The sequence below is a fragment of the Streptococcus mitis genome (genome assembly GCF_003942685.1).
Lineage (GTDB): Bacteria > Bacillota > Bacilli > Lactobacillales > Streptococcaceae > Streptococcus > Streptococcus mitis_CD.
This window is the reverse complement of the sequence record NZ_RJNR01000009.1, coordinates 1-17,354: the sequence shown is the minus strand read 5'-3', so window position 1 is coordinate 17,354 and position 17,354 is coordinate 1. Positions and strand designations below refer to the sequence as shown.

Here is a 17,354-nt window from a genome sequence, read left to right as displayed (position 1 = left end):
ATGTTGGGAATTCTAGTCACCCTATTGCTCTATTTCTACTTGATTTCCTGGATTGCCTATTGGAAAAAAGGGAGCGAAGAGGACTATTATCAGGTTAAGAAAGCTGTTCCAGTGACGGTTTTGGCCTTCTCAGTCTTTGCGACCTTACTCAGCCCCATTTCCTTTCTGACTCTGGTGGGGAATGCCTATACAGGTAGGTCCTATCTCTGGTTTGCCCAGTGTGGCATCTTTCTAGCCATTCCACTAGCTCATCGCTATTTTCTGCCCCTCTATCAAAAGGGAAACTATGAGACAGCCTATCATCTTTTAGAGGATAAGTTTCAATCGGCTGGCATTCGTTCACTGGCTACAGGGACTCTTGTCCTTTGGGATTGCTAGTCTACTCTATCTGATTGGCTGCTTAATTCGTCAGGAAAATTTTACCACCACATCGACCAATCCTGTCCTCATTGCTTACGCTCGAGAGGGTCTGGCACCTTGGTTTGGCGGCTTCATCATGCTGGCTCTCTTGGCAACAGGCCAATCCACAGTTTCATCCAGTATGAATGCAATCGTGACCTGCTTGAAGTTGGATTTTGCTTGGACAAAGATTCGCTGGTCGCCAAGTATCCTATCCTTTGCCTTAGCAGGCTTGTCCTGGCTCCTCTGCCTCTTACTCATGAATGCAGAAATCTACTCCATCTACGAATGGATTAACGGCTTTATGGGCTTGACACTGGGTGTGATTGGTGGTTTGTACCTCTTGGTCTTACTCCTCAAAAGACCGAACTTACAGTTAGCCCAAATCTATCTGGTCTTTAGTCTAGGAGCCTTGGTTCTCTATCATTACAGTGGCCTTTTTGCTAACCCCAATCCCTGGTTAAATAGCATCATCACTACCCTATCTGCCCTTTTTATCTCAATTCTAGGAAGACTATATGAAAGTAACATCTAAACCCATAGCCGTCATTTTGATCCGTTCGGGGTCACGCGGCTTAGTGGATAAAAATATCAAACCGCTTGCAGGCAAACCCTTGGTTTTCTATACCATAGAAGTCGCTCTAGCCTCCAAGCTATTTAGTGATATCTGGGTATCCTCAGACTCACTAGCCTATCTAGAACTCTGTCGTCAAGCCTATCCAGAGATTCGTTGTGTCCACAGACCAAAAGAATTGGCTTTGGCAACAACCTCTAGTTTAGAAACCTTACGAGACTTTTTACAGCCCTTTGAGGAAGAGCAGGTCTTTGTGAATCTACAGGTGACCTCACCCTTGAGAGAGGTGGAGCATCTTATAGAGTCCTACCAGCTCTACTGTCAGTCTGGCGCCGACCATTTGATTTCCTGTGTTAAGGCGGACAAGAGTCGTAGTCTTTTCTTGAAGTTTGCGGAGTCGTCATTTATCCGTCCCCCTCAGGTTTCCAAGCACTATGCTCGGCAAAAAGAGCCTGTCTATTACTATCCCAACGGTAGTATCTGGATTTCTCGCAAGGACCTTTACCTACGAGATGAGACCTTTTATACTGATAAGACAGTAGCCTATGAAATGCCCAAACTCTATTCTTATGATATCGACGATGCCTTGGACTTTGAAGTCGTTGAGACCTTGCTGCACCATCACCACCTAGGAGAATCAAAGAGATGAAACACCTCATCATTGCCACAACGCCCTTGCAGGCCAAGATTGCCCAGCATATCAAGGGACTCTATCCTAATCAGGATTTTGTCAGCCTTTATGTCAGTCCTGTCAAAAATGCCCGACAAGAGCATTATGCTAAGGATTTTGATCATGTTTACTATCCTCAGACGGCAGCGGACTTGGCTCAGATTTGTCAGGAGCTGGCGGGAGACTATGACACCATCTTTTATGCTAGCTTTGACAATAGCTTGATTCTGGACTTGGTTGCTAGTTCGACCTACCAACACCTCATGAGTTTTGATGATGGCTATGCGGATATTTACCCCTTGGGTATGTATGCCCTCCCTCTTCAACCCAGTCAGGTGGGGCCTTTGGGCTTGACTAGAGATGATTTGATTGAGCGGACGGAAAAGCACTATACCCTCTATCGCAGTGACTACCATGTCGTGGCTAGAGAAAAGCTAGTTTATCTGGAGCATTTTTTTGACCTGCCACAAGCACCCGTCTCAAATGGTAAGACGGTCAAGGTCCTGTTGGGGCAAAAGTTCTCTGAAGAGGACGATCAGATATCCATCCGCTTTATCAGCACCTATGCCAAGGCCTTAGCCATTGACCTCTATCTACCCCATCCCAAGGAAACCTTCACTATCCCTGATGTGAGTTACTTGGAGACGGAACTGATCTTTGAAGATGTTCTAGCCCAACTCTTTCAAGAATACGAGTTCGTTCATGTCTATCATTTTACCTCATCCGTCAGCCTGCACTTGAAAGACCTGCCCCATGTGACCATCACAGGTATTTCTCTCCCCTACTATGAGGACCGTCAAAAAGAATTGCGACGATTAGGTTGTCAGTTTGAAATAGTTTCACTTGGCTGGTAGTATAAATGTATATTTTTAAATATGTAAATCCATACATCTGTATGGATTTTTTATATATAAATATAGCGAAAAACTATAGTTTGAATGATCAAAAAGTATTGAGATTATTTGTATAGGGGGTTTTAAAGTGTTAAAATAGAAGTGTCGGGTTTTCAGGTTTATCAATTGTTATTGCTATAATAATATAACAATCTTTGAAAATCATACAAAAAAATAAAGATAAAGGATGCTAAGGATGTTTATAAATAAAAAGGAAAAATTTTCCATCCGTAAGTTTAAAGACGGTCGTTCAGACTCAGTCAAAATCGGTACAGTTGCTCTGATTGTTGGTGCAGCCCTTGCAATGGCTGCTGGAACGCAGACAGTTGAAGCGGCAATGACAGAGAACAGTGACAACACAACAACGATCTCAAATGATAAGGGGTCAGTGATTGTAGATACAGCTAATATTCAGAACCCAGATGCAGGTATGCAATTTTCAACTGATCCAACTGATACAGGAACAAAAGAAATTACAAAAACTGGAAAAGTAGATTACAAATATGTAACTGCTGACGGTAATACTGTACTAGAAGAAAACAAAAACCAAGACTCTGGTGATAACAAGACAATCTCTACAGATTACGATGTATACGGTAAATCAGGAGAAGTTTTCAAAGGAACTACAGGTGGTGATGCAGAAGCTAGCGACCTAAACGATGCTAAAGAAAATGGTAAGAAAGAAACTATCGAAAAAGATGGGAAGACTTACCACCTAATCGGAGAACCTAAGGTTGAAACTACTGGAAACGGTGGAGGAGTGTACTCTGACACAACTCTAGGTGATGTAACTGCGAAATTGACTCCAGAAGGGTTAAGTAACGCAGAAGGTAAAATCACTTATGATACTGTAAAACCCGGTGGAAAAGCTTGGATTGTTGAACAAACTGGAAAAGGAACATATGGTAAATATGTACAAGCTGATTCAGGTGCAATCACTTCTGATGCTAAGATGATAGAAGCTTTCAAAGCTGGAGAAGCAACAGCGAAAAACTTCACTTCAGCTAACGTAACTGCGGATGGTGGCATCAAAGAAGGAGACTACGTTTTCGTTCTTGAGAAAAATACCTATGTAACAGCTAAAACTGAGAGTTTCTCTTTAACAGCACAGATACAATTGTCATCTAGTGATAATGTAGCAGATGATAAAGATGGAACTGGGGCTACTTTAAATAGAACATATGCAATGGTACAAAACTTTAAAGCGGCTCCAGATACTTTAACAGGAGAAGCAAACAAAACTCTTGTAAAAAGCTATCTTGCATATCTTCAAGAAAAAGGATTTGAAGATAACCTTCTTAATTTCAAACGATATATTACTTTAGGAATAGCGGCAAAAACTGGTGGTCCTCTGGAGATTAGTGCTGATAAGGGAGATCAAGTTGATGATAAAGGAAGACCTACAAGTGATATAACAGCTGATATAGCAAGCGTTACTGATCAAGAAACAAGTACTATAGAAGATAGTAATGATTTTCTTCTTAAATTTTCTGATCCTTCGCCGGAAGTTGAAGAGTACTCTTATCGTGACGAAATCACTCCTCTTCGTGCATACCGTTTAGCAAGTGGTACTACAACAATCACTTACACTTATGCAGAAGAAAAAACTCGTGAAATCGAGAAAAAAGGTTCTGTAGTCGTTAACTACCAAACAGAAGACGGAACAGAATTAAAAGCTCCTTACACTGATACTCCTGAAACAGTAGCTGAAGTAGTAACTGAGAAATACTATGTTGATGCTGATGGAAATGATGTAATTGTAAGTAGTACTACAGCTTCTAAAAACGTACCTTACAACACTAAAGAAAATGAAACTGAAAAACCTCAAAAACTTACAGATGCACAAGGAAATGTTTACTACCTAAACGAAGCAAACACTATGACATCCGTAAATGATACAGAAACTACATCACCAGCTGAAACAGGAACAGTAGTAGAAGGTGTTACAAAAGTAACGTACATCTATGAAAAAGCTGGATCAGTAATCGTTAACTACAAAACTGAAGATGGAACTCCACTTGCCGGAACAGTAGTAGACGAAGATGGGGCTGGTAAAACTGTAGAATCAGGTGCAAAAGATACTGATAACGGTAAACCAGGTACAGCTTATAACACTGCAGACAACGGAATGAAACCAACTCGTATTAAAACTGCAGAAGGCAAAGTATACGAATTAGTTCCAGACTTAACTGAAGGTGAAGAAGAAGGTGAGGTTGAATCAGGAACAACTAAAGAAGTAACCTACGTTTATAAAGAAGTTAAAGGTAATGTTGTCGTTAAGTATGAAGATACTGAAGGTAACACACTTGCTGATGACGAAAAAGATGAAACAGATGCTTCTCTAAATGTTAAATACGATACAGCTGACCACAAAAAAGAATCTATCGAGAAAGATGGTGTTAAATATTACTTAACAGCTAAAGAACTGAAAGATGGTTCTAAACCAGCAACTGGTGATGTTGTTGAAGGAACAACAACAGTAACTTACGTTTATGAAAAAGCTGGATCAGTAATCGTTAACTACCAAACAGAAGACGGAACTCCATTAGTAGGAACTGCAGACGGTACAGATATTGCTTCGGGTGCTAAAGACACTACAGACGCTAAAGCAGGAACTGACTACAACACTGCAGACAACGGAATGAAACCAAACCGTATTACAACTGCAGAAGGTAAAGTATACGAATTAGTACCAACAGCAACTAAAGGTGATGAAACTGGTAAAGTTGTTGCAGGTGAAACGAAAGAAGTAACCTACGTTTATAAAGAAGTAAAAGGTAATGTTGTCGTTAAGTATGAAGATACTGAAGGTAACGTAATCGCAGAAGACGAAAAAGACGAAACAGATGCTTCTCTAAACGTTAAATACGACACAGCAGACCACAAAAAAGCTGAAATCACCAAAGACGGTGTTAAATACTACCTAACAGCTAAAGAATTGAAAGATGATTCTAAACCAGCTACTGGAGATGTTGTTGAAGGTACAACTACAGTAACTTATGTTTATGAAAAAGCTGGACAAGTAGTCGTTAACTATCAAACAGAAGATGGAACTCCATTAGTAGGTGTTGACCCAGCTGGTGCAAATGTAGCTTCAGGTGCTAAAGACACTGTAGATGGAAAACCAGGATCAGATTATGATACTTCTGACAACGGAATGAAACCAGCTCGTATCACAACTGCAGAAGGCAAAGTATACGAATTAGTACCAACAGCAACTAAAGGTGAAGAAACTGGTAAAGTTGTTGCTGGAGAAACTAAAGAAGTAACCTACGTTTATAAAGAAGTAACTGGTGATGTAGTAGTTCACTATGTTGACACAGAAGGTAACAAAATCGCAGCTGATAAAGACGACCTTAAAGGTGCATCTCTAAGCGAAAAATATGATACTGCTGTTGATAACAAACCAGAAAAAATCACTGCAGAAGACGGAACTGTATACTACATTACAAAAGCTGGTCTTAAAGATGATTCTAAACCAGAAACTGGAAACGTAGTTGAAGGTAAAACTGATGTAACTTACGTTTATGAAAAAGCTGGATCAGTAATCGTTAATTACCAAACAGAAGACGGAACTCCATTAGTAGGAACTGCAGACGGTAAAGATATTGCTTCAGGTGCTAAAGATACTGACAATGGAAAACCAGGTTCTGAATACAACACTGCAGATAACGGAATGAAACCAACTCGTATCACAACTGCAGAAGGAAAAGTATACGAACTAGTCCCAGCATCAACTAAAGGTGATGAAACAGGTACTGTAGAATCAGGTCAAACTAAAGAAGTAACATACGTTTATAAAGAAGTAAAAGGTAATGTAGTAGTTCACTATACAGATGAGGCAGGAAATAAAATTGCTGAAGATGCTAAAGATACAACAGATGGATCAATTAGCACACCATATGATACTTCTGATAACGGAATGAAACCAGAACGTATTACGACTCCAGAAGGCAAAGTCTACGAATTGGTCCCAGCATCAACTAAAGGTGCTGAAACTGGTAAGGTTACTGAAGGAACTACAGAAGTAACCTACGTTTATAAAGAAGTAACTGGTGATGTAATCGTTCACTACGTTGACACAGAAGGTAACGTCATTGCTGAAGATAAAGAAGATACGAAAGGTGCTTCTCTAAACGCTAAATACGATACAACTGACAACAAACCAGAGAAAATCGAAAAAGACGGAACTGTTTACTACTTAACAGAAAAAGCTCTTAAAGATGACTCTAAACCAGAAAACGGAGATGTAGTAGAAGGTAAAACAGAAGTAACATACGTTTACGAAAAAGCTGGACAAGTAGTCGTTCATTACACTGACGAAAAAGGTAACACTATTCAAGCAGATGCTGTTGATACAAAAGACGGTAAACCAAACTCAGACTACAACACTGCTGATAACGGAATGAAACCAAACCGTATCACTACTCCAGAAGGTAAAGTATACGAATTAATCCCTCAATCAACTAAAGGTGATGAAACAGGTAAAGTTAAAGCTGGAGAAACTACAGAAGTAACTTACGTCTACAAAGAAATCACTGGTAATGTCGTCGTTCACTACGTTGATACAGAAGGAAACACACTTGCTGAAGATACGAAAGATGTAGAAAATGGATCACTAAGTGAGAAATATGACACAACTGACAACAAACCAGCTAAACTTGAAAAAGCTGGACAAGTTTACTACTTGACAGCTAAAGAATTGAAAGACGGTTCTAAGCCAGAAAACGGTGCTGTTGTAGAAGGAACTACAGAAATCACTTATGTATACGAAAAAGCAGGAAACGTTCTTGTTCATTACGTAGACGAAGCTGGAAACACTCTTCAAGCAGATGCTGTTGATACAAAAGATGGTCAACCAGGAGCTAAATACGATACTTCTGATAAGGACATGAAACCAACTCGTATCACTACTCCAGAAGGAAAAGTATACGAATTAGTACCAGCATCAACTAAAGGTAACGAAACTGGAGATGTTGAAGCAGGTAAAACTACAGAAGTAACATATGTGTACAAAGAAGTTAAAGGAAACGTAGTAGTTCACTACACTGATGAAGCGGGTAACACAATCGCTGAAGATGTTAAAGATACGACTGACGGATCTGTAAGCTCAGCATATGATACAAGTGACAACAAACCAGCTACAATCACTACAAAAGATGGTAAAGTATATGTACTTGTACCGACTTCAACTAAGGGTGAAGAGTCTGGTAAAGTAACAGAAGGAACAACAGAAGTTACTTACGTTTATAAAGAAGTAACTGGAGATGTAGTAGTTCACTACGTTGACACAGAAGGTAACGTCATTGCTGAAGATAAAGAAGATACTAAAGGTGCTTCTCTAAACGCTAAATACGATACAACTGACAATAAACCAGCAACAATCGAAAAAGATGGTGTTAAATATTACTTAACAGAAAAAGCTGTTAAAGACGATTCTAAACCTGAAACAGGAGACGTAGTAGAAGGTAAAACTGAAGTAACTTACGTTTACGAAAAAGCAGGACAAGTAGTAGTTCATTATGTAGACGAAGCTGGAAACACAATCCAAACTGACGCTGTTGATACTAAAGACGGTAAACCCGGTGTTGCGTACAACACTACTGATAACGATATGAAACCAACTCGTATTACAACTGCAGAAGGAAGAGTATACGAATTAGTACCAGCATCAACTAAAGGTAACGAAAACGGAAGTGTTGAAGCAGGTAAAACAACAGAAGTAACATATGTGTACAAAGAAGTAAAAGGAAACGTCGTCGTTCATTATGTAGACGAAGCGGGTAACACAATCGCAGAAGACGTTAAAGATACTACAGACGGATCAGTAAGCTCAGCATATGACACAAGTGACAACAAACCAGCTACAATCACTACTAAAGATGGAAAACTATACGTATTAGTACCAACTTCAACTAAAGGCGATGAAAATGGTAAAGTAACAGAAGGAACAACAGAAGTAACTTACGTTTATAAAGAAGTCAAAGAAGGTACTACAAATGGAGGCTCACTCACTCCATCTCAACCAGCTTCTCCAGCAAGACCTTCAACAAATCCAACAAGTCCGGTGAAACCGACAGACCCAAGTCAACCAGAAACTCCAGTAGTTCCTACAGACCCAAGTCAGCCAACAACACCAGCTAACCCAGCAACACCGCCTAATCCGGCTAATCTGGCTAACCCAGCGGGTCCAGAAACTCCAACGATGCCATCGGCACCAGTAAATGGTGAAGCACCACAAGCTCAAGCAGCTTCATCAGAAGCTAAAGGACAAGCTGAACTTCCAAACACTGGTACAGAAGACAATGCTCGCCTAGCAGCACTTGGACTTCTTGGAGTATTGTGTGGATTTGGACTTGTTGCTCGAAAGAAAAAAGAAGACTAATTCTAATTAGATTTTCTGATAAGAATAAGGAGTAGGATATCATATCCGCTCCTTTTTCTATGTAAATTATGAAGTAATTTTTAATCTTTTTTTGAAAGTTGTTATAGAGTTGTTAATCATATTTCTGAATCTATTAATTATCTTTACTTTTTTATATATTTACATTAATTAAAATATCGAATCACTTGACATAATGAGCAGATAGGGTTATTATGTTTATTATACAATAGGTGAAGTCGGGACTTTTCTTGGTATCAATTTGAGGGTCTTACTGACTTTTCTTGATGTAAATAAAATATAAGCAAAGGAGTAGTAATGTACTCACGAACAAAAAAATATCATGGACAAAAAGTTCAACGATTTTCAATCCGAAAGTATAGTTTCGGTGCAGCATCGGTAGCAATTGCTGCGCTTATGATGTTTGGAGGTGGAGCCACTGCAAAAGCTGATACTATTCAAGGAAACGATGCAAGAACGAGCTCAAATTTGTCTAATCCACAGTCATCGCCATCTCAAGAAAGCTTAAATCACGAAGAGAATGTTGCGAGCTCTGATGCTAAGGGAAAAGAAATTCCTTCTAAAGATCCAGTTTCTAAACCAGTAGTAACTTCAGCTGAAGCTTTAGTTAATGAAGATAAGCTAGCGCCAGAAAATATTGCAAAGGTAGACTTCAGTAAGTTATCAGAAGCGATTTCACGTATTCAATCAGCTATCGATAAAGTTGAAATTAGTAATAAAACATCAAAAACTATTGAGGATGCAAAGGCAACACTATTAGAAGCTCAAGCTTTATCAGCAAATGATAAAGCAACTCAGGTAGAGGTAGATAAAACTGTTGCAAGATTAGGAGAAAAGGCTTTTGTAATTGAGAGTATGCCAAAAGTGTCTCCTACTGTAGAAGATAAATCAGAAACAGAAGCTAAAGTAGAAAAAACAAATAAAAACCAAGATCCACGAAACGGAAAAGCAATTCCTGGTAAAGGGGAAAGTGGGTTTAGAGCGACTCCTACTGGTGTAGGAGAACAAGCAGCAGAAGGTCCTACTAGTAATAATAAAAGAGGGGTAGGAGCTAACCCAGTAGATAACGTTATTTCAAGTTTGAAAAATCAATTTGGAGATATTGATTTTAATACTCCAGATGTTGAAACAAAATCTGCTACTGTTGAAAATCAATATTCAAGAAATAGTACTAGTTCTCCAAATCCAGCTCCAGTAAAACTTGGTAAAATTACTTATAATTGGAAAGAAAAGAGAATTGAAAATGAAATTGATGGATGGAAAATAGAAGGGACAAATAATTATGTAACAGCGATTAAACCAGAAGCTCCAACAGAAGTTGCAGCGGATAGACCTGCTGGATTTGATCCTAAGCCATCTAAAGTTTACGATAATAATGGAAGTATTGAGAGACAATATAACGATACTCCCGTTCCAGGAAATCCTTTAGCTCCAAATAAAGCTAATCAAAACTATGCAAATGGTGTTAACTACTCAAGTGTACCTGGTGTTCCTTTAAATAATGCAGCACATTCAGCTGTAGGGAAAGATTATTATATTCAATTAAATAAGAAAGGTACACAAATTTCGAAAGAATTTAATGTTAATCCGAACTCTAGATTATACCTAAGTGTTCTAACAGGTGGTGCCTATGGGAATATGGGTACTGCTGGTACTGGTGAAAAAGTAGAAATTACCGTTACAGATGCAGACACAGGTGAAGTTTTAACAACACTGAAAGATGCGAATAATAATAGTGAAACAACACACGTTTCAACTCCGTATGGTGATGGAGGGAATGGTAATGGTTTCGGATTCTGGAGAACGATTATTAATACTCCAAATACGACTAAAAAAATTAAAATAACAATTAAGGCACTAGAGGATGGACCAGCATTTAAAAAGACCTATCCAGTAAATGGTAAATCAGAAATTGAAGATGGATATTTTGTAGGTGGGGTCAACTTAGCTGTTGGTGCTGCATTAGAAATGACAACAGATGTTGTTCGTAATAATGCTACATCCTCTTATGGAGAAGACACTCTCTATAAAGACAAAGAATCCGGTCAATTAAGAGTTACTGTGAAAAACGTTGGTGGGTTACCAACGTACGGTGCTTATGAATACACAATTAAAATTCCTGAAGGTGTCGAATTAAAAGATTCTCTAAAAAAAGCAAATGAATGGAATTGGCCTGGTCCTTTCCAAGTCGTATCGTATGATGAAGCTACAAGAACGCTTAGATTGAAATTCAATGCAGGGGATTCAGAACCAGCAAAGAATGGGACAAGAACATTCGGTATTGATTTCACAACGGCAAAAAATTTCAAAGGGACAGCTACTTTTAAGGTAACTGCAGAAATTAAAGAAGGATTTACAGATTTACAAGGCAACAGAGTATTAGAAAATACAGGTGTTGTAAATCCAAATAGTCCATATAGAAATACATTCAATGCTCTAGGAAATACAGACAATCCAGATTACTACTACAACAAAACAATTTACATCGATACGATTAAACCAGTAACTCCTACTGTGGAACCAGTTCATACTGATAGCATTAATGGAGAAAAAACTGATAAAAATCAACCAACAGAATTATTAATTTCTGTCCCAACAGAAAAAGATACTAATTTAACAGATGTACCTAGAGAAAAACAAGATATCGCTGACAATGATAGAAACAATGGAACGGACCGTGATGCTGATACTGAGGTAGACAATATTAAAGAAGCTATTGGTGGAGTAACTTCAATGAAAGTTACGTTACCAAATAGTAAAACTCCAATTACTTTAAATAAAAAAGAAGATGGTTGGTATATTGGTGAAACAAAAGTTGAAGTACGCGATGGTAAATTAGTTGTACCAGTTCCAAAAGGAACAGATTTGACAGAAGCGAATGAGACAACAAATCCTGACAAACGTATCAAAGTTACTGTGCTTGACAAAGCAGGTAACGAATCAGATCCAGCTTATGCTAATGTTCTAAACGAAGCTCCAACAGTAGCAGTTGAGAAAAAAGATTTATATGTTTATAAAACAAAAGAAGCTGACAAATGGAATAATGATAAAGTTCTAGAAAAAGCGAAACCATCTGCAACTGACTTAGAAGATGATCGTGATGGTGTTGATTCTACTAAACCAACAATTGCAGTAAGTGATGCAGGTAATCTAGATACAACTAAAGTTGGAGATTACACTGTAAAAGTTCAATCAACTGATAGTGAAGGTAAGAAATCAACAGAAGCAAATGTCACTGTTCATGTCTTAGACTTAATTACAGTAGATCCTACAGTAACAACTGATCCAACAAATCCAAGCACAACAGCTCCAGTATCTCCAAAAACAGCAGATACACCTGTAAAAGAAGGAGATGAAAATCTTGGTAAATATCCAGCAGGAGTTACTCGTGAGGACTTAGTTAAAGAGGTTACACGTACAATTAAGTATCTAAAAGAAGAAGATGCAAACAAAGATAATGCTACTCCTTTATATGCTGAAAAGGTGCAAAAAGTAACTTACAAACGTACAGCAACAGTTAATCCTGAAACAAAAGAAGTAACTTACTCTGATTGGGAAGTTTACAATGAAGCGGATAAACTAACTGATGCTAAAGCAGATGGTACTAATGGCAAGTATAACTCAGTTGAATCTCCAGTTATTAATAATTATTTATTAGTGGATAATGCGGATAAACTTGTTCCAGAAAAAGATGCTCCTAAGCCAGCACAAAATGGAACAGCAACTTCTGAAGTGAAGAAAGTTCTTTATAAAGAAATTGGTTCATTTGTACCAAACTATCCAGCAGGTAAGAAACCACAAGGAGCGCCAGATAAGATTTCTTATCCAAATAACCCGAATGATCCAACAGTTCCAGGTGATTTTAACACAATAACAATTCCATATGTTCCAGGTTATACTCCAGTATATAATGGACAAGAATTGACACCGAAAAATCCAAATGATCCAACTCAAGGCTATAAAGTTCCAGATGGATTTACACCAACGGATAAATTTGGGGAATCACCAATTACATATACACCTTCTACTCAAACATCTAAAGTAGTGATTGAGAAGAAAGTAGATGGAGCCGCAAATGAAGTGGTTTCTAGTTTTGATTTAACTGGTAAATCTGGTTCAGAATTACCAGCAAATACAGATATTGACAACAAAATCAAAGAACTTAAGAACCAAGGTTATGAAGTAGAAAGTGATGACTATAATACTCAGGATAATCATCACCCACTTTTTGATGACAAGGAAGATATTAACCCAACAGATGGTTCATCAGCACCTTCTCAAACATTTAAAATTGTGGTTAAACCTAGAATCATTGAAGTACCTTCATCAACACCACATGAAAAAGATAGTCCAGTAGATCCAAATGGGGATACACCAGAACTTAAATGGCCTGAGGGATTAGCTGAATCTGACTTGAATACAACAGCTAAACGTGTGATTTCATATGTGAAGAAAGATTCAGATACAGCAGCTGAAGAAAAAGCTAAGGATGATACTGTTCAAACGGTGCCATTCACAAGAAAAGCAACCGTTAATCTTGTCACAAAAGAAGTAAGCTATACTGATTGGGAAAGTCCAAATAAAACATGGGATAAAGTTGGAGTAGATGTTCTACCAGGATATATTGCTGATAAAAAAGAAATTCCAGCTAAAGAAGCAACAACCCCTGCAAAAGATACAAAAGTAATCCCTGATGAAACGGATAAAGTTACTTATACGAAGATTGGAAGCTGGATTCCTGTTGATCCAACCACTGGTAAGGATGGAGATCCGATTCCATTCCCTAACGATCCAAATGATCCAACCAAGACTGGTGAAGTTACACAAATTATTCCTCATAAAGATGGATATACTCCAAAAGATGGAAATGGAACACCATTAGAACCGGTAAATCCTGCTAAACCAGAAGAAGGATATAAACCACCAAAAATTACGGATCCAAAAGCAAATATCAAGATTACCTATGAAAAAGACAATCAAAAAGCAAAAGTTAAATTTGTTTCTGTAGATGATAAAGGTGTTGAAACACCATTAGATACGAAATATAATATTGATGATCTTACTGGTAAATCAGGAGATAAAATTCCAGAAGAAAAAGTTCAAGCACGTGTTGATGTTTTGAAATCTATGGGATATGATGTTGTAGATAATCCATTTGATCAGGATCCAACGTTTGATACTAAGAAAGAAATAGATCAAGAGTTTACAATTAAAGTTAAACCACAAGTTTCAACTGCAAAACCTGTTTATGTAGTAGAAGGAGATAAACCATCTTCAGAAAAATTAAAAGATGCTGTTACTACTAAAGGAAATGAGAAAACAGTAGATGAAACTAAACTTCCTGATACAACTGATAAAGTTGGGGATGACACATTAACAGCTCCTGTGACAGTGACATACGGTTCAGGGGATAATAAACGTGAAGAAACTGTTAATGTACCGATTAAAGTTGTTGCAGGATATCCACAAATTGTCCCAGTAAGTGCAGACAAGAAACAACCGTCTCCAGAAGATAATATTGACCCAGCAGACTATCCAGACGATGCTACATATGAGTACAAAGAAGAAATTGATACGACAACACCTGGAGATAAGAAAGTAACTGTAGTGGTTAAACAGGGGGATAAAGTACTTGTAGAAGTACCTGCAACTGTTCGTGTAGTTGATAGCACTCCACAATTTGTTGTAGCTGATAAAGCTAATAAACAACCAGAAGCTAAACAAAGTATCACACCGGGTGAATATCCAGATGGAACGGAATTTACTTATGAAACTCCAGTAGATACAACTACATCGGGAGAGAAAGATGTAGTCGTTGTGGCTAAAGTTGGTGAAGATACGATTGTTAAAGTTCCAGCTAAAGTTGTGGTAGTAGATCCTGAAGTGCAATATGTATTTGAAAATCCTCAAAATACACAACCAGATCCATCTGAAAGCATTAATCCTGATCAATATCCAGACGGAACTAAGTTCACCTATAAAGATGGTGATGTAGACACAACAACACCTGGAGATAAGAAAGTAACAGTAGTTGCGAAAGATGGTGAAGATAAACTTGTAGAAGTCCCTACGGTTGTTAAAGTATTACCAGTTGTTAAACCAACGGGAGTAACAGTACTTAAAGATAGTACAGATTTAGAAGCAATGGTTAAAGCAAAAGCTCAAGAAGTGGTGGATGCATTACCAAAAGATAATATTCCTGCAGGTGTAACAGTAACTGTTAAAGAAGTGAAAGAAAAACCTGAAACAACTGCTACAGGAGAACAAAAACCAGCTAAGGTAGTTATTGAATATACTGATGATAAAGGCCGTGTAGTTGGATCTAAAGAAGTAGAAGTTCCGGTAACGGTAGTTGGTTCAACATCAAAACCATTGGTAGTCTTTGAAGGTGATACAGTAGAAGCTAAAACTGTTCAAGATGCAGTAACACCAGGATCTAATGGAACTAAAGGTAATCCTGTAATTCCAGAAGACCTAACAAAAACAACAGGTAAGAAAGAAGTAACGGTAGCAGTAACTTACGAAGGAATTAAAGCTCCAGAACAAGTGAAAGTGCCAGTGACAGTATTGCCAGTTGCTAAAGGTGAAGTAACGGTACCAAAAGGTGAAACTACAGATAAAGTTAAAGAAGTAGCTAAAGCTAAAGCAGAAGAAGTAGCAAACTCAGCAGATTTCAAAGCTAAATTACCAGATGGTGCCAAAGATGTAGAAGTTGGAGCGATTACAGAAGAAGTGCTTGCAACCATTACATCGGAAGCAGGAACAAACAAAGGAACTGTAAAAGTCCCAGTAACCTATACAGTAGATGGCGTTAAGTATACAAAAGATGCAGAAATTACTGTAAATGTCGTTGGTTCAAATGCTGATCAAGTATACGTTGTTGAAGGCGACAAACCTGAAATAGCTAAAGTAAAAGATGCAGTAACACCAGGACAAGGTGGAACAGTACAAGATCCAACAGAAGCTGATTTACCAGATACAAAGGATAAAGTTGGAGCAACCGATGTAACAGTACCAACTAAAGTTAAGTATGCAAATGGTGAAGAGACAGTAAAAGTCCCAGTGACAGTATTACCAAAAGTAACCCCAGAAGGTGTAACAGTTCTTAAAGATAGTGATAAGCAAGAACTAGAAAAAGCTATTAAAGAACAGGCTGAAAAAGCAGCTAATAACGTGAAGGGGCTTCCATCAGGAGTTACTGTAACAGTTACAGAAGTTAAAACAGGAACAGTACCACCTACAGCAACAGTTGGTGTACAAATCCCAGCGACAGTAGTGGTAGAGTATGTGAAAGATGGTAAAGTAGTTGCGACTAAAGAGGTACCTGTACCTGTTAACGTAGTAGAAGTCGTTCCAGTCTCAATAGAGACACCAGTCACCTCTACCCCATTAACGCCAGAGGATTATACTAAAGGAATTAAGATTCCAGAAGGTGGAAAAGTGACCAATGTTGAAAACATTCCAGACTTGACAACACCAGGTAAGAAAGATCCAGTTAAGGTAACGATTGAATTACCAAATGGTAAAGTAGTCACAGTAGAGGTTCCAGTAACTGTAACACCTGTTAAAGAGATTGAGACACCAGTCACCTCTACCCCATTAACACCAGAGGATTACACTAAAGGCATCAAGATTCCAGAAGGTGGCAAGGTCACAAATGTTGAAAACATTCCAGACTTGACAACACCAGGTAAGAAAGATCCAGTTAAGGTAACGGTTGAATTACCAAATGGAAAAGTGATTACAGTAGAAGTTCCAGTTAATGTAACACCTGTTAAAGAGATTGAGACACCAGTCACCTCTACCCCATTAACACCAGAGGATTACACTAAAGGAATTAAGATTCCAGAAGGCGGTAAAGTCACAAATGTTGAAAACATTCCAGACTTGACAACACCAGGTAAGAAAGATCCAGTTAAGGTAACGGTTGAATTACCAAATGGAAAAGTGATTACAGTAGAAGTTCCAGTAACTGTAACACCTGTTAAAGAGATTGAGACACCAGTCACCTCTACCCCATTAACACCAGAGGATTATACTAAAGGAATTAAGATTCCAGAAGGTGGCAAGGTCACAAATGTTGAAAACATTCCAGACTTAACAACACCAGGTAAGAAAGATCCAGTTAAAGTAACGGTAGAATTACCAAATGGAAAAGTGATTACAGTAGAAGTCCCAGTAACAGTCACACCTGTTAAGGAAATTGAAACTCCAGTAACTAAGACCCCATTAACACCAGAGGATTACACAAAAGGCATCAAGATTCCAGAAGGTGGCAAGATCACAAATGTTGAAAACATTCCAGACTTAACAACACCAGGTAAGAAAGATCCAGTTAAAGTAACGGTAGAATTACCAAATGGAAAAGTGATTACAGTAGAAGTTCCGGTTAATGTAACACCTGTTAAGGAAATT

At 38.2% G+C, this 17,354-nt stretch carries 6 protein-coding genes; all 6 read left to right on the top strand.

Annotated features, from left to right (window positions below; translation table 11 throughout):
- Complete coding sequence (locus D8855_RS10810) at window positions 1–378, top strand: SLC5/6 family protein (RefSeq protein WP_247932340.1); 378 nt, start codon at window positions 1–3, stop codon at window positions 376–378.
- Window positions 359–934, top strand: a complete 576-nt coding sequence (locus D8855_RS10805; RefSeq protein ID WP_247933631.1) for an SLC5/6 family protein — start codon at window positions 359–361, stop codon at window positions 932–934. Before D8855_RS10810 ends, D8855_RS10805 begins: the two co-directional genes overlap by 20 nt.
- Entirely contained in the window at window positions 918–1,622 is a 705-nt protein-coding gene (locus tag D8855_RS07120) for an acylneuraminate cytidylyltransferase family protein (protein WP_125416719.1), read from the top strand. The genes D8855_RS10805 and D8855_RS07120 overlap by 17 nt, the downstream gene beginning before the upstream one ends.
- Window positions 1,619–2,497: a glycosyltransferase family 52 gene (locus tag D8855_RS07115; protein ID WP_125416717.1), complete on the top strand. Its 879-nt coding sequence runs from the start codon at window positions 1,619–1,621 to the stop codon at window positions 2,495–2,497. Before D8855_RS07120 ends, D8855_RS07115 begins: the two co-directional genes overlap by 4 nt.
- Window positions 2,498–2,732: 235 nt before the next feature.
- Window positions 2,733–8,921 (top strand): MucBP domain-containing protein, encoded by a 6,189-nt coding sequence (locus D8855_RS07110; protein ID WP_125416715.1) that lies wholly within the window; start codon window positions 2,733–2,735, stop codon window positions 8,919–8,921.
- A gap of 315 nt (window positions 8,922–9,236) precedes the next feature.
- Window positions 9,237–17,354, top strand: an 8,118-nt coding sequence (locus D8855_RS07105; RefSeq protein ID WP_125416713.1) for a Rib/alpha-like domain-containing protein, incomplete at its 3' end; no start/stop codon positions are given.

Bases quoted from the DNA above. Each gene is read 5' to 3' on its own strand.
- D8855_RS10810 (WP_247932340.1), top strand. From the start codon at position 1: ATGTTGGGAATTCTAGTCACCCTATTGCTCTATTTCTACTTGATTTCC.
- D8855_RS07120 (WP_125416719.1), top strand. From the start codon at position 918: ATGAAAGTAACATCTAAACCCATAGCCGTCATTTTGATCCGTTCGGGG.
- D8855_RS07115 (WP_125416717.1), top strand. From the start codon at position 1,619: ATGAAACACCTCATCATTGCCACAACGCCCTTGCAGGCCAAGATTGCC.
- D8855_RS07110 (WP_125416715.1), top strand. From the start codon at position 2,733: ATGTTTATAAATAAAAAGGAAAAATTTTCCATCCGTAAGTTTAAAGAC.